At 68.7% G+C, this 17,688-nt stretch carries 16 protein-coding genes; 3 read left to right on the top strand and 13 right to left on the bottom strand.

Translation table 11 applies throughout. The annotated features are described in order from the left end of the window. Window position 1: 1 nt before the first annotated feature. The 5 genes from SNE34_RS14190 to SNE34_RS14170 all read right to left on the bottom strand — a co-directional run bounded on the left by SNE34_RS14190 (window position 2) and on the right by SNE34_RS14170 (window position 5,906). Window positions 2-1,360 (bottom strand): peptidylprolyl isomerase, encoded by a 1,359-nt coding sequence (locus SNE34_RS14190; RefSeq protein WP_332618268.1) that lies wholly within the window; start codon window positions 1,358-1,360, stop codon window positions 2-4. Next, window positions 1,357-3,696 (bottom strand): LPS assembly protein LptD, encoded by a 2,340-nt coding sequence (lptD, locus tag SNE34_RS14185; protein ID WP_332618267.1) that lies wholly within the window; start codon window positions 3,694-3,696, stop codon window positions 1,357-1,359. Before lptD ends, SNE34_RS14190 begins: the two co-directional genes overlap by 4 nt. 88 nt (window positions 3,697-3,784) lie before the next feature. Continuing rightward, complete coding sequence (locus SNE34_RS14180) at window positions 3,785-4,744, bottom strand: histone deacetylase family protein (RefSeq protein ID WP_332618266.1); 960 nt, start codon at window positions 4,742-4,744, stop codon at window positions 3,785-3,787. 22 nt (window positions 4,745-4,766) lie between these two features. Further along, window positions 4,767-5,321 (bottom strand): cob(I)yrinic acid a,c-diamide adenosyltransferase, encoded by a 555-nt coding sequence (locus tag SNE34_RS14175; RefSeq protein WP_332618265.1) that lies wholly within the window; start codon window positions 5,319-5,321, stop codon window positions 4,767-4,769. 9 nt (window positions 5,322-5,330) lie between these two features. Continuing rightward, window positions 5,331-5,906: a DUF6580 family putative transport protein gene (locus SNE34_RS14170; protein ID WP_332618264.1), complete on the bottom strand. Its 576-nt coding sequence runs from the start codon at window positions 5,904-5,906 to the stop codon at window positions 5,331-5,333. Between the two features lie 42 nt (window positions 5,907-5,948). Between SNE34_RS14170 and ubiH the strand changes: the two genes are divergently transcribed. Then, the gene (gene ubiH, locus SNE34_RS14165) at window positions 5,949-7,226 is read left to right on the top strand and encodes a 2-octaprenyl-6-methoxyphenyl hydroxylase (protein WP_332618263.1); all 1,278 of its coding nucleotides are present in this window, start codon (window positions 5,949-5,951) and stop codon (window positions 7,224-7,226) included. Then, window positions 7,223-8,473: an FAD-dependent oxidoreductase gene (locus SNE34_RS14160; protein WP_332618262.1), complete on the top strand. Its 1,251-nt coding sequence runs from the start codon at window positions 7,223-7,225 to the stop codon at window positions 8,471-8,473. Before ubiH ends, SNE34_RS14160 begins: the two co-directional genes overlap by 4 nt. Before the next feature lie 85 nt (window positions 8,474-8,558). On the opposite strand, the gene SNE34_RS14155 is transcribed toward SNE34_RS14160, so the two are convergent. The 5 genes from SNE34_RS14155 to SNE34_RS14135 form a co-directional block, all read right to left on the bottom strand. After that, a complete protein-coding gene (locus tag SNE34_RS14155) occupies window positions 8,559-9,362 on the bottom strand; it encodes an EF-hand domain-containing protein (RefSeq protein ID WP_332618261.1) in 804 nt (267 codons plus the stop codon). A gap of 120 nt (window positions 9,363-9,482) precedes the next feature. After that, window positions 9,483-10,541, bottom strand: a complete 1,059-nt coding sequence (gene rlmM, locus SNE34_RS14150; RefSeq protein ID WP_332618260.1) for a 23S rRNA (cytidine(2498)-2'-O)-methyltransferase RlmM — start codon at window positions 10,539-10,541, stop codon at window positions 9,483-9,485. A gap of 120 nt (window positions 10,542-10,661) precedes the next feature. Continuing rightward, entirely contained in the window at window positions 10,662-11,237 is a 576-nt protein-coding gene (locus SNE34_RS14145) for a nucleoside deaminase (RefSeq protein ID WP_332618259.1), read from the bottom strand. A gap of 14 nt (window positions 11,238-11,251) precedes the next feature. Continuing rightward, window positions 11,252-11,776 carry a hypothetical protein gene (locus tag SNE34_RS14850; protein ID WP_425604553.1) on the bottom strand — a complete coding sequence of 175 codons (525 nt, stop codon included), beginning with the start codon at window positions 11,774-11,776 and terminating at the stop codon, window positions 11,252-11,254. Between the two features lie 25 nt (window positions 11,777-11,801). Further along, window positions 11,802-13,538: a glutamine--tRNA ligase/YqeY domain fusion protein gene (locus tag SNE34_RS14135; protein ID WP_332618258.1), complete on the bottom strand. Its 1,737-nt coding sequence runs from the start codon at window positions 13,536-13,538 to the stop codon at window positions 11,802-11,804. Between the two features lie 153 nt (window positions 13,539-13,691). Between SNE34_RS14135 and SNE34_RS14130 the strand changes: the two genes are divergently transcribed. Further along, the gene (locus SNE34_RS14130) at window positions 13,692-13,964 is read left to right on the top strand and encodes a putative signal transducing protein (protein ID WP_332618257.1); all 273 of its coding nucleotides are present in this window, start codon (window positions 13,692-13,694) and stop codon (window positions 13,962-13,964) included. A 120-nt stretch (window positions 13,965-14,084) separates the two neighbouring features. On the opposite strand, the gene SNE34_RS14125 is transcribed toward SNE34_RS14130, so the two are convergent. The 3 genes from SNE34_RS14125 to ahpC all read right to left on the bottom strand — a co-directional run bounded on the left by SNE34_RS14125 (window position 14,085) and on the right by ahpC (window position 17,445). Beyond that, entirely contained in the window at window positions 14,085-14,999 is a 915-nt protein-coding gene (locus tag SNE34_RS14125) for a LysR substrate-binding domain-containing protein (RefSeq protein ID WP_332618256.1), read from the bottom strand. Between the two features lie 12 nt (window positions 15,000-15,011). Beyond that, the gene (ahpF, locus tag SNE34_RS14120) at window positions 15,012-16,598 is read right to left on the bottom strand and encodes an alkyl hydroperoxide reductase subunit F (protein WP_332618255.1); all 1,587 of its coding nucleotides are present in this window, start codon (window positions 16,596-16,598) and stop codon (window positions 15,012-15,014) included. Window positions 16,599-16,881: 283 nt separating this feature from the next. Beyond that, entirely contained in the window at window positions 16,882-17,445 is a 564-nt protein-coding gene (gene ahpC, locus SNE34_RS14115) for an alkyl hydroperoxide reductase subunit C (RefSeq protein WP_332618254.1), read from the bottom strand. Window positions 17,446-17,688: the final 243 nt, after the last annotated feature.

Raw genomic sequence — 17,688 nt, 5'->3', positions numbered from 1 at the left:
CTCAGCCGCCGTCGGCCGGCGGGGTCGCCGGTGGCTCGGCGGTCGGCGCGGCGTCCGGGGTCGCCTGCGGATCGGCGTCGTTGCGATAGTCGACGTAGGCTTCGCCACGGAGTTCACGCAGGAACCGGTTCCACTCGTCCTCAAGCTTGCGGCGGCCAATCGTCTCGCGCACCTGCGCGCGCCGGTTGTCATCGCCGACATCGGCCTGGCGGACGCCGGTGCGCTTGACGATGTGCCAGCCGGCCTGGGTACGGAATGGCGCGGACACTTCGCCGTCGGCGAGCGCGGCGATCTGGCCACCGAAATCGGGACCGAACTCATCCTGGGTGAACCACCCGAGATCGCCACCCTTTGATTGTGAGCTGGGATCCTCGGAGTGCTCACGGGCGAGCTCGGCGAAATCGGCGCCGCCGACGATACGGGCGTGCAGCGTGGCTGCTTCCGCCTGGGCCTGTTCGGCGCTGGTGTTCTCGTCGATCCGGATCAGGATGTGGCTGGCCTGGAACTGGGTAACGTTGCTGGGGCCGGCCTGCGCGGCATCGCGGGTCTCGACCAGTTGCAGCAACTGGAAGCCGCTGGGGCCCCGGATGGGATCGGTAACCTGGCCGGGCTGCATGCCGCGCACCAGCTCGGCGAAGGCCGCCGGGATTTCGTTGGCCGCACGCCAGCCGAGATCGCCGCCTTCCAGGGCGTTGGGGCTGTCGGAGTAGCGCACCGCGGCGGCTGCGAAGTTCATCTCGCCGCGCTCGAGCAGGCTCTTGATGCCCTCGATCTTGGTTTTGCCGGTGGCGATCTGTTCCGGAGTCGCGGCTTCCGGCAAGGCGACCAGGATGTGGGCGAGGTGGAATTGCTCGCCACCGGCCTGCTGCGACTCCAGAGCCGCGTCGACTTCGGCATCGCTGACCGAGATCTGGGTCTGGGCGAACCGTTGGCGCAGGCGCTGGACCAGCAGTTCATCGCGGATCGAGTCACGGAACTGGTCGGGCGAACTGCCATCGGCGGCCAGTTGCGCACGCAGTTGCTCGACGCTTACCTGGTTCTGCGCGGCAATCGCCGCGATGGCCTGGTCGACTTCCTGGTCGGTGGCGCGTACGCCGGTGGCTTCGGCGCGCGCCACCTGCAGCTGCAGCAGCACCAGGCGCTCGGCGACCTGGCGCTCGAGCACCTCGGGCGGCGGCAGTTGCTGGGTGCGGTCCGCGTACTGGGCGCGGATGTTGGCCACTGCGCGATCGAGCTCGCTCTGCAGGATGACGTCCTCGTCGACCACCACGGCGATGCCGTCGATCGGCTGGATCTGTTGCGCCTGGACAGGCGCCGACAGCAGCGCGGCGGTGAGGACACACGCGAGAAAATTCTTCATGGGATCGGATCGAGGGGGTTGTCGAGGTCGCCGGCGTCCAGGGAGGAGGGCGGCACTAGATAGAGATCGTCGCGATCGTAGCCGAGGATAGCACGGCTCAGGATGTCCTCGGTCTTCTGGCCGGCCGAGCCCAGGCCCTTGAGCTCGAACTCGAGCCGCAACGAATCGTCGAGGTCGCCGTTGCGCTCGCGGATGTAGCGACGCGCGACCAGGCGTACCGCCATGCAGCAGCTTTCCCATTGCACGCCGGCGATCGATTCGATCAGCTTGTCGTCCTCGATCGAGTAGTAGTAGCGCCCGACCACGCTCCAGTTCGGAGTGACCGGGTACAGGAACGAGAGATCGACCTGCTCGGTCAGCTCGCGACGATAGCGGTAGCCGAAATTGACTACGCCAACGTCGCCGACCAGGTAGCGCACCTGCAGGCTGGCGAGGTCCTCGCGACGGAAATTCGGGTCCCACTGGTAGGCGGCATGGATGTCCCAGCGCTCGGACGGCGAGATCCCGAGGTCGGCGACCCAGGCCGACTTGCCCTGCTCGATCGGCGGGCCGCCGGTGGTGACCCTGGAGTCCTCGAAATACTGGATCTGGCCGATGCTGGCCGAGAGTCGCTCGCGGCCATCCTCGCGGCTGATCAGGCGGGTGGTGAGAGCGGTGGTCAACTGGTTGGCATCGACCTGGCGGTCGCCGCCGGTAAAGCGGTTGTCGCGGAACAACTGGCCCCAGCTGAAAGTCATCGGCCGGGTGTCGAACAGCGGCAACCCGCTCTGGTCTTCGTACGGGACATTGAGGTAGTAGATCCGCGGCTCCAGCGTATGCAGGTAGGACTCGCTGCCGAAGCTGAAGTTGCGGTCGAAGAACAGCCCGGCGTCCAGCGATGCGATCGGCAGGCTGCGACTGGGTGAGGCGTCGCCTCCATTGGCGGCGGTGAGCGCGTCGTCGAGTCGGTAGGCGGTATGGCGCCAGGCGAGTTTCGGCGTCGCGAACCAGCCGGCGCCTTCCAGCGGTGCGCTGATGAAGGGCTTGAGGTCTACGCGGCTGCCCTCGTTGAGGACGTCGTGGCTGAAGCTGACGGCTTCGGCGTTGAGACCGGCCTCGAACCAAGTGCCCAGTGGCTGCTGCCAGTTGAGGTGCGCGCGCGGCAGTTTGTCGTAACGTACGCTGCGCTCGGACAACGTGTAATCGGCCAACTGGTTGTGGGTTACCATCAAACTGGAATCCCAGTAACGGCCGCGACCATACAGGCCGGCGGAACTAGCCAAGTGGTAGGCCGACATGCCGTACTGGCTGTTGCTGAAGTCTTCCAGGTAATGGGTGTCGCTGACCCAGGCAAGATTCGCTCTCGCCGACCAGCCGAGTCCTAGATGATGGCGACCGTTGAACCGGAAGCTGCCGCGGTTGTCGGTGGGCAGGGTCGGGTCGTCGACGTAGCGATCGGGCTCGCGCTCAGGCAGTTCGTCCTTGGGCATCCACTCGCCGGACAGCGTTCCATGGCCGCCCGGATACAGCCAGCGGAACTCGCCGCCGAGCTGCACGCCGCGCTGGCTCATGTAGCGCGGATTGAGGGTGGCATCGTAGTTGGGAGCCAGGTTGAGGTAGATCGGCTGCAGCCAGTCGAATCCGTTGCGGCCCGAGATTTTTATCTTCGGATACAGCAGGCCGGTGCGGCGGCGGTCGTCGATCGGGAACATCAGCCACGGCACGTACAGCACCGGCACCCGGCCGATCCGGATGGTGGCGTTGTGGGCAACGCCGAGGCCTTCGGCGGTATCGATGTCGATGCGCTTGGCGCGCAGTTCCCAGGCGCGCTGTGACGGCGGGCAGGTCGAGTAGGTCGAGCCCGTCAGGGCGCCCTCGGTACCGTGCAGCTCGATCTGCTCGGCGCCGCCGTTGCCGCGACGCGCGATCAACTGGTAACGCAGGTCCTCGATCGTGTGGCGGTCGGCTTGCTGGTCGCCGTGGGCACGTTCGGCGAGGATTCGCAGGCCGGAATCCTGGTAACGCACGCTCCCCTCGGCGACGTAGGTGCCGTCCTCGCTGTTATAGGTGAGCTTGTCGGTGCCGAGGAACTGGTCCCCGCGGCTGAGTTCGACATTGCCCTGGAACACGGTGCTGTCGGTTTCGCTGGCGGTCAGGGCGTCGCCGGCGATGTCGGTCGGCTGGTCGGCGCGGTCTTCGGCGGCGGCAAGGCCGCTGGATACCGGTGCGTCCTCGAACGCCGGCACCGCATCCTCGATCGGGCACAGCCCCCAGTTCTCGGGATCCTCGTCGGCATAGGCGGGCAGGGCCAGCGCGATGCACAACGACAATGGAAGCAGGCGGAAGCTGGGGCGCACGCGGCCATCCGGTGGGCGGAAACGGTCGCTAGCTTGCCGCATCCCCGGGATGGCGGCAACGCGCGCCACTGTCATCGGCCCGCGACATTCATTTTTGCGTCGCGGCTCGCGGCGCCGGTGCCGACACCAAGGCACCGACATGGGCGACGCTGCTCTCCCGCAGCGCGGCGAGGTCGTAGCCGCCTTCGAGCATCGAGACCAGGCGACCGTCGGCATGGCGTTCGGCGATCGCGACCAGTTCGCCGGTCAGCCACCGGTAGTCGTCGGCGTCGAGTTCGATCTGCGCCAGCGGGTCCAGCCGGTGCGCGTCGAAGCCGGCGGAAACCAGCAGCAACCGGGGACGGAAACCGTCCAGCGCCGGCAGCAGTTGTCGACGCCAGGCGGCACGGAAGGCTTGGCTGGCGGTGCCGGGCGGCAACGGCAGGTTGAGCACGTTGCCGATCCCGCGCTCGTCGGCTCGGCCGCTGTCGGGGTACAGCGGCGACTGGTGCGACGACAGGTACATGACCCGCGGATCGCTTTCGAAGATCGCCTGGGTGCCGTTGCCGTGGTGGACGTCGAAATCGACCACCGCGATGCGATCTAGCCCGTGTCGTTCGCAGGCGTGCGCGGCGGCGACGGCGATGTTGTTGAACAGGCAGAAACCCATCGCGACCGAACCGGTGGCATGGTGGCCGGGCGGGCGCACCGCGCAGAACGCGCGACGGGCAGCGCCGGCCATGACCGCGTCGACCGCGGCAATTCCGGCGCCGGCCGCGCGCAGCGCCGCTTCGGCCGAGCCGAAGCCCAGCGCGGTATCCGGATCAAGTGCGAACGCGGCGTCGCCTGCCTCGAGTTCGGTGTCCAGCACCAGCGCGAGCAGGGCGTCGTCGTGGACCCGCAGCAACTGGCTGCGACTGGCGCGCGGGGCCTCGTGCCACTGCAGTTGCGGGAATGCGACGTCGATCGCCTCGGTCACCGCCTGCAACCGCGCCGGACGCTCGACATGGGTCGGGCCGGGCCGGTGGGCCAGGCAGGCGGGATGGGTGTAGAGATGCGGGGCGTCCATGGTCGAACGACCGTCGCCGGGGTCACGCCTTGCGGCGATCGTGGTTCCACAACACTTCGCCGTGGCCACTGGCGCGGGCGAGCACGCGCGCCAGCACGAACAGCAGGTCCGACAACCGGTTGAGGTAGCGCACCGCCTGCGGGCGCACCGGTTCCAGTCGCGACAGCGCAACGGCCTCGCGCTCGGCGCGGCGGACCACGGTGCGGGCGATATGGCAACGCGCGCCGGCCTCGCCTCCGCCGGGCAGGATGAAGTCCTTCAAGGCCGGCAGCGGTTCGTTGAACGCGTCGAGATGCTGTTCCAATCGGTCGACATCGGCATCGCTGATCGCCTCGTGGCCGGGAACGCACAACTCGCCGCCGAGGTCGAACAACTGGTGCTGGATCGCCACCAGCAGGGTGCGGACGTCGTCGGGCAGTTCGCTTGCCAGCACCAGGCCGATCGTCGAGTTGGCCTCGTCGACGGTGCCGTAGGCGTTGACCCGGGCCGAATCCTTGGCGACGCGTGTGCCGTCGCCGAGGCCGGTGGTGCCGTCGTCACCGGTGCGGGTGTAGATTTTCGACAGCCGGTTGCCCATTGGCCGGATTTAGACCGTCTGCGCGCGCAACGCCGGCAACTGCGAACGCAGCAGGGCGAAGCCGCCGAACAGGATCGCCGAATAGAACAGCGTGCCCAGCACCGACCACTGGAAGAACGGGATGCCCGCGGCGTAGGCGGCCGTCAGCCCGGCGAGGGTCTTTGGATACATCGGGTCGCCGAGCCAGGCGCCGAAATTGGTGACCACGAAGAACAGCACCGAGCCGGCCAGCGAGTAGCCGAGCACGCGGGCGCCACCGACCTTGCCGCGCAGGCCCAGACCCATGACCGTGGTCAACGCGATGCATCCGTAGACCAGCCAGATGCCGGTGCCGCTGAACCAACTGGCGTAGAGGCCGCCGTTGATCGAGGCCAGCGCGAGGTCCGACAGGAACAGACCGACCAGCGGCACGATCAGCGCCCAGCTGCGGTTGGCGAAATAGGCGCCGCCGAACAGCGCGATCGCCGCCACCGGCGAGAAATTCGGCGGATGCGGCAGCACCCGGGTCAGCGCGGCGAGCACGATCAGGCCGGCAAGGACCAGCGGGCCGGCGGCGAAAACGGAGGAGGCAGCAGGACGGTTCATCGTGACTCGGTACGGGCCGACAGGAGCCGTTAGCATAGCGCAATGCCCGCTTCAGCTTCCGCTCCGCAACCGTCCGCCGCGCCCACGCCATTGCACGACGTGCTGATCGTCGGCGGTGGCCTGGTCGGCGCCAGCCTGGCGATCGCGCTCGATCGCGTTGGCGTCGATGTCGGTCTGGTCGAGGCGACCCCGCCGGGCGCGCTGCCGGCCGTGTTCGACGAGCGCAACCTGAGTTTCGCCGAAGCCACGGTCAACGCCCTGGCCGCGCTCGGGGTGATGCAGCACTTGCGCGCACCCGGCGGCGCGATCGAGCGGATCCACATCAGCCGCGCGGGTGACTTTGGTCGAAGCCTGTTGCGGGCGGCCGACCACGGGCGCCGCGAGTTCGGCCGGGTGGTGGTCGCGCGTGATTTCGGCGAGGCGCTGGAGTCGCGGCTGGCCGAACTGCAGCGGTTGACCCGCTACCGGCCGATGCGCTTCCTCGGTTTGGCCGGGGGCGAGGGTGGCGACGACCTCCGTGCGATCCGTGTCGCCGACGACGCCGGCGAACGGGTGCTGCGGGCGCGGCTGCTGATCGGCGCCGACGGCACCCGCAGCGGCGTGCGCGCGGCGCTCGGCATCGATACCGATAGCCACGACTACGGCCAGACCCTGTTCGTGACCCGGCTGCGCGCCGAACGCGGTCCCGATGGCACCGCCTATGAACGGTTGGGCGAGCATGGCCCGACTGCGCTGCTGCCGCGTGGCGACGGCCATTTCGGGCTGGTCCACGCGGTTGCGAGCGAGCAGGCCGATGCCGTGGCCGCGCTCGACGAGGCCGATTTCCTCGCGCACGCGCAGGCGGCGTTCGGTTGGCGGGTCGGGCGTTTTCTCGCCTGCGGCGCGCGCGCGATGCATCCGGCCCAGCGGGTGCTGGCGCGACGGACCACGGCGGCGCGCGCGGTGCTGGTCGGCAACGCCGCGCAGACGATCCATCCGATCGGCGCGCAGGGCTTCAACCTCGGCCTGCGCGATGCGCTGACGCTGGCCGAGCTGATCGCGCGCGCGCGCGCCGAAGATGCTGCCGCCGATTGCGGCGACGCGGATTTGCTTGAACGTTACTTCGAGCGTCGCCGCGTGGACCGCGCGCGAACCCTGCGGTTTTCCGACGGACTGGCGCGGCTCGGTGCCAATCCGAGCGGGCTGCTGCGGCCGCTGCGCAGCGTCGGCCTGTTCGCGATCGACCGCCTGCCGTCGGTGCAGGCGGCGCTGGTGGGCGGCGCGTTGGGTTACCGCGGCGAGGTGCCGGCGCTGTGCCGCGCGCCCGGGATGGACGCATGAACGCGAGCCGGCGCAGCGGCCGAGGCGAGTTGCTGGACGTGGTCGTGGTCGGGGCCGGCGTGGTCGGTGCCGCCGCCGCGCTGGCATTCGCCCGCGATGGCCTGCGGGTGGCGCTGGTCGAAAGCCGCGAGCCATCGCCGTGGCGCGCCGACGCCCCGGACCTGCGGGTGTATGCGTTCGCGCCCGACAACGCCGCGCTGCTCGACGACCTCGGCGTCTGGACGTCGATCCGCGAGGGGCGCTCGCAGCCGTACCGGGCGATGCGGGTGTGGGATGCCGGCGGCGGTGGCGAGCTGGTGTTCGATGCCGATCGCCTGGCCCGGCCCGAGCTGGGCTGGATCGTCGAGCACGGCCTGCTGGTCGACCGCCTATGGTCGGCATTGCCGTCGGCCGGGGTGCAACTGCATTGTCCGGCGCGGGTGGTCGCGCTGGAGCAGGACGATGACGGCGCGATACTGGATATCGAGTCGGTGGAGTCGGATCGGTCGGGTAGTGCACCAGCCGCCCGGCGCCTGCGCGCGCGGCTGGTGATCGCCGCCGACGGCGCCGAATCGCAATTGCGCGAACTGGCCGGGATCGATGCGCCGCGCCACGATTACCGGCAGCGCGGCCTGGTCGCGTTCGTCGAACACGCCGCGCCGCACCAGGCGACATGCTGGCAACGGTTCCTGCCCCGCGGACCACTGGCATTTCTGCCATTCGACGGCCGCGACCTCGATGGCGAAGCGGGGCGGAGTTCGATCGTCTGGACCTTGCCCGACGACGAGGCCGCGCGCCTGCTCGCGGTCGACGACGCGGCGTTCCTGGTCGAACTGGAGCGTGCATTCGACGGGCCGCTGGGGCCGATGCTGTCGGTATCGAAACGGGCCGCGTTTCCGTTGCGTCGCCAACTCGCCCGCAGCCAGGTGGCCGGACGGGTCGCGGTGGTCGGCGATGCCGCGCATGTCGTCCACCCGCTCGCCGGACAGGGGGTGAACCTGGGCCTGCGCGATGTCGCCGCGTTGCGCGCGACCCTGGCCGACACCGCCCGCCGCGGCGGTGATCCCGGTCGCCCGGCCCGCCTGCAACGCTGGGCGCGCCAGTGCCGAAGCGACAACGCTGTCGCCGCCTACACCTTCGAAGGTCTCAACCGGCTGTTCTCCAACGACGCGCTGGCGCCGACGCTGTTGCGCGGGCCCCTGTTGGGTTTGGCCGGCCGGTTGCCGCCGCTGACCGCGGCGCTATGGCGCCACGCCGCCGGCTTGTAGCCGCGCGGACCGGATTGGCGACCCAAATGACGACGCCCCGCTCGGGGCGGGGCGTCGTGGCAGGTTTGACGGTGGGACCCGTCCGTTACATCCAGCCCTGCAATTCCGACTTGCTGAGCCGGCCGTCTTGGTCGATGTCGACCGCAGCGTACTCGGCGGTCAGGGTCGCGTTCGACTTGGCTTCGGCACGGCTGATATTGCCGTCGCCATTGCTGTCCATCGCGGCGAAGTCGATCGTGTAGTCGCCGACCACCGAATTGGACGGGCTCGAGGTGAAGGTGACCTCGGCGTCGGCACCGGCCGCGATGCCCGTCTCCGGCATCGGTGCGGCTGGCGGCGCCGGGGGCGGCGTCGGGCTGGCCGGCACCGGCGGAACCGGCGGGACAGGAGGCACGGGCGGCACCGGCGGGGCGGTGGTGGCCTGTGCAGTGGCGACCGCGGCCGCCTCGGCGACATTGCTGGCATCGTCGGCAGCCGCGCCGGCGATGGCGGCCTCGGCTGCGGCCTGGTCGGCCTGTACCTCGGCAAGACCCTGCGCCGCGACGGCATCCTGTGCGGCCTGTGATGCCTGCTGCGCCGCCGCCTGGGCATCGAGCGATGCCTGGTCGGCGATCTCGGCGGTCGCCTCTGCGGTCAGACCGCCGCGAACACTGGCTGCCGGGGTATCGCTGATCGCCTCGGCGGCGACGGCGGCTTCCTGTGCGGCTTGGGCGTCGAGCTGGGCAGCACGGGCGTCATCGAGTGCGGCCTCGGCTTCTGCGGTGGCCTCGACCTGGCCTTCGACCGCGGTCAGTGCGTCCTGGGCGAGCGCGGTGCCGCTCATGCCCAGTGCGGCCAGCAGCGACAGCGCAAGGGCACACGGTCTGATTGCAAGCGTGGTGGTGTTCATTCGGAAGTCCCTCGCGGGTTATGGGGAACGTTCCGAGGCTAGAGCGGCCCGGGTCAACCGCTTGTAAACGCGCCAAACCCAAGCTGAACGGGGACGTGCCCGCGCCTGAACGAAGGATCTTCAGCCCGCCGGCGTCGCGAACACGGTGATTTCCTCGCGATCGTGGAACAACTGGCGTGCGCGGATCGTCAGCTTGCGGTGGCTGCCGTGTTCGAACGCTTCCAGACAGATCCGGGTTTCCTCCCAGCGCTTCTTCATCGGCAGCTTGAGGTTGAACACCGCGTGCCGGCACCAGTCCTCGCGGAACCACGTGGCCATGCGTTCGGCGACCCGGCGCGGCTGCTCGACCATGTCGCAGACCATCCAGTCGAGCCGGCGCCGCGGTTGCCACTGGAAGCCGTCGGCGCGCAGGTGGTCGACTCGGCCGCTGTCGAGCAAGGCCTGTTTCAACGGGCCATTGTCGACCGCGGTGACCTTCATGCCGTGGCGCATCAGCACCCAGGTCCAGCCGCCGGGCGCGGCGCCGAGGTCGGCCGCCTGCATGTTGTCGCGCAGCAGGCGCTCGCGCTCGTCGTCGTCGAGCAGGGTCAGCAGGGCCTCTTCGAGTTTCAGCGCCGAGCGACTCGGCGCGTCGGCGTTCATCCGCAGGCGCGGGATGCCCAGCGGCCAGCGGGCGCTGTCGTCGGGATCGCTGCAGGCCAGCACGATGTGGTGGCCGCCGAGCAGGATGACGTGCAGGCGTGGCAGTGCCGGCTCGTCCTTTGGGGTCAGCCAGCCGGCCTTGCGCAAGGCCGGGCGCAACGCGTTGCCGAAGCTGCGGGCGAGGCCGGCCAGCGGCTTGCCGGTATCGGAATCGGGATGCTCGGTCCACAACTCGCCGAACGACCGGGTCGGTCCCAGCGCGGCCAGGGCGTCGATCACCGGGCTGATCCGGTCGGTCGGGTTGAGGCCGCGAAGGTCGGCCAGCCGCAGCAGTTTCTGCCGGGCGAACACCAGTTGGTCGAAGGGCAATGCGCGCGACAGGGCGGCGCCGTCCTCGCCGATGAATTCGACATAGCCGGCGCCGCGCTCGGCGCGCGCGTATCCCGGCTGGCCGGTCAGGGCGGCGCGTTCGGTGAGTTCGGCGGCCAGCTCGGGCTCGAAGCCGGCGCGGCACCAGCAAAACAGGGCGTCGGTCATTGGGGGCGCTGTGTGGGAGCGGCTTTCGCCGCGTTCGATAATCGGTGTGACCATACGCGTCCCGGTCGTCGGCGTCTGCCCGTGTCGGGTCGCGCGCCTTCCTTGCAGACACGCAAAAGCTCAGTAGCCGGGGCCCCCAAGCTGACCGTAGTCGCGCAGTACCGCGCCGGCCTGGTCGCGCTGCAGGTCGCGCTCGACCTCGATGCCGCGGCGTTGCAGTTCGCCGACCCAGTCGGCCGGCAGCGGTCCTTCGTCGAACTCGGTCAGCGCTTCGACATCCGCGCTGCGGGCGCCGATCAACAGGCGGTCGATGCCGGCCCAGAACATCGCGCCGTAGCACTGGCAGCACGGCTGGGACGACGTCGCGAGGGTGATCGGGCCGGCCGTGACGCCGGGTTCGGGCTCGTTGAGCCGGGCGCGCTGGGTGCGCTGCTGGGCGAGCATGACGGCCATCGTCTCGGCGTGCGCCAGCGAGCACGACTGCGGCAGCACCCGGTTGACCCCGACCGCGATGATGCGGTCATCCGGCCCGAACACCGCGGCGCCGAACGGGCCGCCGCTGCGGGCGTCGATGTTGTGGCGGGACAGCTCGATCGCCAGGTCGACCTTGCTGGCGTCGCCGGGATAGCGGCGATCGCTGTCGACCGCCTCATGCACCCAGGCGGGCAGGGTCAGGTGGATCTGTGCGTACAACATCTATCCGCCCCGACTCATTCCAGCAGTGCCTTGCTGCTGCCCTGGCACTGACCGGCGACGCACTGGCAACTGGTGATCGCCGGAAAACCGCAGACCGAGGCCATGCCGGTTTTTGCGCACTTCGCCTTGACCGCTTCCGGGTCGGTCGGACTGTCGACGTTGACGCAGGCCGGGTAGTAGCCGCAGCAGTTGCCGACGTCCTTGACCGTGCACTCGGCGTCGGTGTTGCAGCTGCGGTCGATCTGGACCGTGTCGCCGCCGGGGTTGGCGTTGCCGAGTCCAGGTCCCAGCGACGGTCGTGGTGAAGGGCGCTTGACCGGTGGCAACTGCGGCGGGCGCGGCGGGTTCTGGACCGGTGCCGCGGTCGGCGCCGGCGTTGCCGGCTCGGCCGGGACATCCGCCGCGGCGTCCTGGGTCGGCGCGCCCCCGCGGTCGTTGGTCGAGGGTGCGGCGCAGCCGGCGATGGCGAATACCAGTGCTGTCGACAGCAACAGGCCGCAGCGGCGAACGAAGGCGAAGATCGGTGCGGGAAGTGGCATCACGGGTCTCCGTCGGATGGATGGCTCAAGCTTTACCCGCCCAGATGTCACGCAGCGTGACGCTGCGGTTGAACACCGGTTTGGCGGGCGTGTGGTCGCGGCGGTCGGCGCTGAAGTAGCCCAGGCGCTCGAACTGGAAGGTCTGCTCCGGTGCGGCCTGTGCTGCCGACGGCTCGACGTAGCCGGTGGCGGTACGGCGCGAGTCCGGGTTCAAGTGATCCTGGTAGGTCTTGCCGTCACTGTCGTCGTCCGGGTTCGGCACCGAGAACAGGCGGTCGTACAGGCGGATCTCGGCCTCGACCGCGTGGCGCGCGCTGACCCAGTGGATGGTGCCCTTGATCTTGCGGTTTGCGCCTTCCATGCCGGGACGCGACTCGGGGTCGAGGGTGCCGCGCAGCTCGACCAGGTTGCCGGCGTCGTCCTTGACGACCTCGTCGCAGCGGACGATGCCGGCGCCACGAAGGCGCACTTCGCCGCCCGGGATCAGGCGCTTGAAGCCCTTTGGCGGGACTTCGGCGAAATCGTCGTGCTCGATCCACAGTTCGTTGGAAAACGGCACTTCGCGGCTGCCGAAGCTTTCGTCCTTCGGGTGGTTCGGGAAGGTCAGCGTTTCGGCGTGGTGGTCGGCCAGGTTGGTCAACACTAGCTTCAGCGGCTCGACCACCGCCATCCGGCGCGGCGCGGCGGCGTCGAGATCTTCACGCAGGCAGCCTTCGAGCACCGAGAAATCGATCAGCGAGTTCTGCTTGCTGACGCCGAGGCGCTCGGCGAACAATCGCAGCGATGCTGGGGTGTAGCCGCGGCGGCGGATGCCCTGCAGGGTCGGCATGCGCGGGTCGTCCCAGCCGTCGACCAGCCCGGCCTGGACCAGCGCCATGAGCTTGCGCTTGCTCATCACCGTGTAGTTGAGATTGGCCCGCGAGAACTCGATCTGGCGCGGCTTGCGGGCCTCGAACGGCAGGCGGTTGTCGGTCAGCGGCTTCAACAGTTCCGGCGAGTTGGCGAGGTCGACCTTGTCAACGCACCAGTCGTACAGCGGCCGGTGGTCCTCGAACTCCAGCGTGCACAGCGAATGGGTGATGCCCTCGATCGCGTCGCTGAGCGAATGCGCGTAGTCGTACATCGGATAGATCGGCCAGGCGTCGCCGGTGTTCTGGTGCGGCACCTTCTTGACCCGGTACAGCGCCGGATCGCGCAGGTTGATGTTGCCTGCGGCCATGTCGATCTTGGCGCGCAGGGTGCGGCTGCCGTCGGCGAACTCGCCCGCGCGCATGCGGCGCAGCAGGTCGAGATTCTCCTCGACCGAACGGTCGCGGAACGGCGAGGGACGGCCCGGTTCGGTCAGGCTGCCGCGGTACTCGCGCACCTGCTCGGCGCTCAGGTCGCAGACGAACGCATCGCCCTGCCGGACCAGCTTCTCGGCGGCGAGGTAGAACACCTCGAAATAGTCGGAGGCGTGACGCAGCTCGTTCCACTCGAAACCGAGCCAGCGCACGTCTTCCTGGATCGCGGCGACGTATTCGGGGTCTTCCTTGATCGGGTTGGTGTCGTCGAGGCGCAGGTTGCAGACGCCGCCGAACTCGCTGGCGATGCCGAAATCCAGGCAGATCGCCTTGGCGTGGCCGATGTGCAGGTAGCCGTTGGGCTCCGGTGGGAAGCGGGTCTTGATCGCATCGTGCTTGCCGCTGGCGAGGTCGTCGCGGACGATCTGGCGGACGAAATCCTGGCGGACGGGAGCGGTCGGGTCTGGCGTGGCGGACATGCGGCGGCTGCGAGCGGGTGGGGATCAGGCAGTTTAGCGGTTGGTTGGCCGATCCGCCGACGGTTACCGGCGCGCGGCATGACCGGTGGCCCCTCGGCGGCCACTAGCCCCGCCGGCGTATGCTTCGTAGCAGACCCGTGTGGAGTTTCGCCGATGAGAGTCGTCTACGAAGCCGCCGGCCTCATCGACGCGCACCTGGTCAAGCACGCGCTGGAGGCGGTGGAGATTCCGGTGTTCCTGAAAGGCGAGGCGCTGCTGGGCGGCATGGGCGAATTGCCGCTGTTCGGCGTCGTCCAGGTCTGCGTGCCCGACAGTGCGTGGCCGGAGGCGCGGGAGGTGGTGGATGCGCTTGATCTCGGTTCGCCGTCGGTCGGGGCGGAGGAAGCGCCGGGCTGGGAAGGCGGCCCGCTACCCGCACCCGGCTGATCACCGGGCTGATCGCCGGGTTTTTGTAGGAGCGGCTTTAGCCGCGATCTGGAATCGTGCGCCCACGCCGGTTTCCGATCGCGGCTAAAGCCGCTCCTACAGGAGTCCGGTTGGCGGCCTTCAGGCGACCTTCGGCGGCTGCAGCAATTCCGCCGGCACCTGCCGGAACGCGTCCGCCAACTGCCGCAAAAACGCATCCATCGCCGAGCTCTTGCGCCACACCATCGCGATCTGCCGATGCGGCGGTTGGCCGCGGAACGGCAGCAGTGCGATATCCGGCGACAGCGGCACCGGCGGTTGCACCGCAAGCACCGGCAGCAGGGTGATGCCGACGCCGGAGGCGACCATCTGCCGCAGGGTTTCCAGCGAGGTGGCACGGAAGCCGTCGCGTTCGTCGGCGCCGGACATGCGGCAGACGTCGAGCGCCTGGTCGCGCAGGCAATGGCCCTCTTCCAGCAACAGCAGATGCTGGTCGTCGAGCTGGCCCAGCTCCAGCGAGTCCTGTGTGGCCATCGCGTGGCCACGCGGCACGGCCAGCAGGAACGGTTCGTCGAACAGCGGTTCGACGTGCAACTGGTCATCGTGCAGCGGCAGCGCGAGGATGCCGGCGTCGAGCCGGCCGTCGCGCAGGCGCGCGAGGATCTGGTCGGTCTTCTCCTCGACCAGCAGCAGTTCCAGCCGCGGGAAGCGCTGGCGCAGGTCCGGCAGCACGTGCGGCAGCAGGTACGGCGCAAGCGTCGGGAACAGCCCCAGCCGTACCGTTCCCGCTTCCGGGTCTTGGCTGCGGCGGGCGACCTCGGCCATCTGGTCGACTTCGGCGATCACCCGCCGTGCGCGCTCGGCGATATCGCGGCCGATCGGGGTCAGCATCACGCGCCGCGGCGCGCGCTCGACCAGCGACACCCCGAGCTCCTCCTCCAGCTTTTTGATCTGGGTCGACAGCGTCGGCTGGCTGACGAAGCTGGCCGCGGCGGCGCGACCGAAGTGCTTGTGGTCGGCCAGCGCCAGCAGGTACTTGAGGTCGCGCAGGTTCATCGCGGTGGGCGCTTACGCGGCTTGCGCCTGTTGCGCCGGAGCCGAGGTGCGGATCAGGTGGTCGAACGCGCTCAACGCGGCGGTCGAGCCTGCGCCCATCGCGATCACGATCTGCTTGTACGGTACCGTGGTCGCGTCGCCCGCGGCGAACACGCCCGGCATCGAGGTCGCGCCGCGTTCGTCGATCACGATCTCACCACGCGGCGACAATTCGATGTCGCCCTTGAGCCATTCGGTGTTCGGCAGCAGGCCGATCTGGACGAAGATGCCGTCCAGATCGACGTTGTGGCTGCCACCGTTCTCGCGGTCGGTATAGACCAGACCGGTGACCTTCTGGCCGTCGCCCAGCACCTCGGTGCTCTGTGCACTGACGATGATGTCGACGTTGGGCAGGCTGCGCAGCTTGCGCTGCAGCACCTCGTCGGCGCGCAGCCTGGAATCGAACTCGACCAGGGTCACGTGCCTGACGATGCCGGCCAGGTCGATCGCCGCCTCGACGCCGGAGTTGCCGCCGCCGATCACCGCCACCCGCTTGCCCTTGTACAGCGGGCCGTCGCAATGCGGGCAATAGGCCACGCCCTTGTTGCGGTACCGCTCCTCGCCGGGCACGCCCATCTGCCGCCAGCGCGCGCCGGTGGACAGGATCACGCTGCGCGATTTCAGGCTCGCACCGTTCTCCAGTTGCACCTCGACCAGGCCACCCGGCTCCTTTGCCGCGATCAGCTTGGTGGCGCGCTGCAGGTTCATGATGTCGACGTCGTACTCGCGCACGTGCTGTTCCAGCGCGGTCGCCATCTTCGGGCCCTCGGTGTATTGGACCGAGATGAAGTTCTCGATCGCCATCGTGTCCAGCACCTGGCCGCCGAAACGCTCGGCCGCGATACCGGTGCGGATGCCCTTGCGCGCCGCGTAGACCGCCGCCGAGGCGCCGGCGGGGCCGCCGCCGATCACGAGCATGTCGAACGCCTCCTTGGCCTTGATCTGCTCGGCCGCGCGCGCGCCGGCGCCGGTGTCGAGTTTGGCGATGATCTGCTCGACGGTCATGCGGCCGGTATCGAACGCTTCGCCGTTGAGCAGCACGGTCGGCACCGACATGATTTCGCGCGCTTCGACCTCGCTCTGGAACAGCGCGCCGTCGATCGCGACGTGGTGGATGTTCGGGTTCAGCACGCTCATCAGGTTGAGCGCCTGCACGGTGTCGGGGCAGCTCTGGCACGACAGCGACATGAAGGTCTCGAACCGGTACTCGCCCTCGAGGTCGCGGACCTGGTTGGCCAGTTCCTCGTCGATCTTCGGCGGATGGCCGCCGACCCACAGCAGCGCCAGCACCAGCGAGGTGAACTCGTGGCCCATCGGGATCGCGGCGAACGACACGCCGACGTCGGTGCCGGCGCGGTTGATCGCGAACGAGGGCTTGCGCGCATCGGCATTGTCGTCGCGGCGCAGGGTGATCTTCTCGGACATCGAGGCGATGTCGTGCAACAGCGCGTCTAGTTCGCGCGACTTGTCGCCATCGTCGAGCGAGGCAACCAGCTCGATCGGCTGGACCAGCTTCTCGAGGTAGGCCTTCAACTGGGTCTTGAGCTTGTCGTCGAGCATGGGGATGGCTCCAGTGACTGGAATCGAAAGTGAAGGGGTGCTTGCAAGAGCGGCCTGGGCCGGGAGGGAGAGGGAGCCGGCGGGAAAGTTCCGGCGCGGCGCAGGCCGCTGGTGCAAGCATCCAGATGGCGGGTGAGGCGTCTTGATCGGGAGCGTCCGGGCCGGCACGGGCGGCTTGGGCGAGACTCGCCGTGAACCCATCCATGGGGGCTCTTAGGCAACATCCATGTTGCCTAAGGTCTCGCCCAAGCCACCCGCACCGACCCGGACTTCGTCGCGGGTGTTAGATCTTGCCGACCAGGTCGAGCGACGGCTCCAGGGTCTTTTCGCCTTCCTTCCACTTGGCCGGGCAGACCTCGTTCGGGTGGGCGGCGACGTACTGGGCGGCCTTGACCTTGCGCAGCAGCTCGCTGGCGTCGCGGCCGATGCCGCCGGCGTTGATCTCGACGATCTGGATCTTGCCGTCCGGGTCGATCACGAAGGTGCCGCGGTCGGCCAGGCCCACTTCCTCGATCATCACACCGAAGTTGCGGGTGACCAGGCCGGTCGGGTCGCCGACCATCGTGTACTGGATCTTCTTGATCGCCTCGGAGCTGTCGTGCCACGCCTTGTGGGCGAAGTGGGTGTCGGTGGAGACGCTGTAGATCTCCACGCCCAGCTTCTGGAACTCGGCGTAGTTGTCGGCCAGGTCCTCAAGCTCGGTCGGGCAGACAAAGGTGAAGTCGGCCGGGTAGAAGAACACGACGGACCACTTGCCCTTCAGGTCGGCGTCGGAGACTTCGAAGAACTTGCCGCCCTTGAACGCCTGGGCCTTGAACGGCTTGATTTCGGTGTTGATCAGAGACATGGAATCAGTCCTTGGTGGGTGGGGTGGGTGGAAAGTGCAGCCATGGTAGGCGGGGGTATCGATTCGATCAAATCGATTGATGGAATAGATGTGATAGAGGTGGTCTATCGATCTATCGGCGATGGTGAGGCCAACGCGACGATACGGCGGCGGCCGTAAGCCGGGCGTTGCAGCCCGGGCATGACTATCGTCATGGGGCGCGCTCGGGTGGGGCCGTTAAGGTCGGCCTTTGCCTGAACACAA

This window comes from Novilysobacter erysipheiresistens, from assembly GCF_036663935.1.
GTDB classification, from domain to species: Bacteria; Pseudomonadota; Gammaproteobacteria; order Xanthomonadales; family Xanthomonadaceae; genus Novilysobacter; species Novilysobacter erysipheiresistens.
The sequence above is the reverse complement of the archived record's forward strand: the minus strand, read 5'-3'. Positions and strand labels throughout refer to the sequence as shown.

Excerpts from the sequence above, each read along its gene's own strand:
- SNE34_RS14190 (WP_332618268.1), bottom strand. The coding sequence starts at position 1,360 with ATGAAGAATTTTCTCGCGTGTGTCCTCACCGCCGCGCTGCTGTCGGCG.
- SNE34_RS14180 (WP_332618266.1), bottom strand. The coding sequence starts at position 4,744 with ATGGACGCCCCGCATCTCTACACCCATCCCGCCTGCCTGGCCCACCGG.
- SNE34_RS14175 (WP_332618265.1), bottom strand. The coding sequence starts at position 5,321 with ATGGGCAACCGGCTGTCGAAAATCTACACCCGCACCGGTGACGACGGC.
- SNE34_RS14170 (WP_332618264.1), bottom strand. The coding sequence starts at position 5,906 with ATGAACCGTCCTGCTGCCTCCTCCGTTTTCGCCGCCGGCCCGCTGGTC.
- ubiH (WP_332618263.1), top strand. The coding sequence starts at position 5,949 with ATGCCCGCTTCAGCTTCCGCTCCGCAACCGTCCGCCGCGCCCACGCCA.
- SNE34_RS14160 (WP_332618262.1), top strand. The coding sequence starts at position 7,223 with ATGAACGCGAGCCGGCGCAGCGGCCGAGGCGAGTTGCTGGACGTGGTC.
- SNE34_RS14155 (WP_332618261.1), bottom strand. The coding sequence starts at position 9,362 with ATGAACACCACCACGCTTGCAATCAGACCGTGTGCCCTTGCGCTGTCG.
- rlmM (WP_332618260.1), bottom strand. The coding sequence starts at position 10,541 with ATGACCGACGCCCTGTTTTGCTGGTGCCGCGCCGGCTTCGAGCCCGAG.
- SNE34_RS14145 (WP_332618259.1), bottom strand. The coding sequence starts at position 11,237 with ATGTTGTACGCACAGATCCACCTGACCCTGCCCGCCTGGGTGCATGAG.
- SNE34_RS14850 (WP_425604553.1), bottom strand. The coding sequence starts at position 11,776 with ATGCCACTTCCCGCACCGATCTTCGCCTTCGTTCGCCGCTGCGGCCTG.
- SNE34_RS14135 (WP_332618258.1), bottom strand. The coding sequence starts at position 13,538 with ATGTCCGCCACGCCAGACCCGACCGCTCCCGTCCGCCAGGATTTCGTC.
- SNE34_RS14130 (WP_332618257.1), top strand. The coding sequence starts at position 13,692 with ATGAGAGTCGTCTACGAAGCCGCCGGCCTCATCGACGCGCACCTGGTC.
- SNE34_RS14125 (WP_332618256.1), bottom strand. The coding sequence starts at position 14,999 with ATGAACCTGCGCGACCTCAAGTACCTGCTGGCGCTGGCCGACCACAAG.
- ahpF (WP_332618255.1), bottom strand. The coding sequence starts at position 16,598 with ATGCTCGACGACAAGCTCAAGACCCAGTTGAAGGCCTACCTCGAGAAG.
- ahpC (WP_332618254.1), bottom strand. The coding sequence starts at position 17,445 with ATGTCTCTGATCAACACCGAAATCAAGCCGTTCAAGGCCCAGGCGTTC.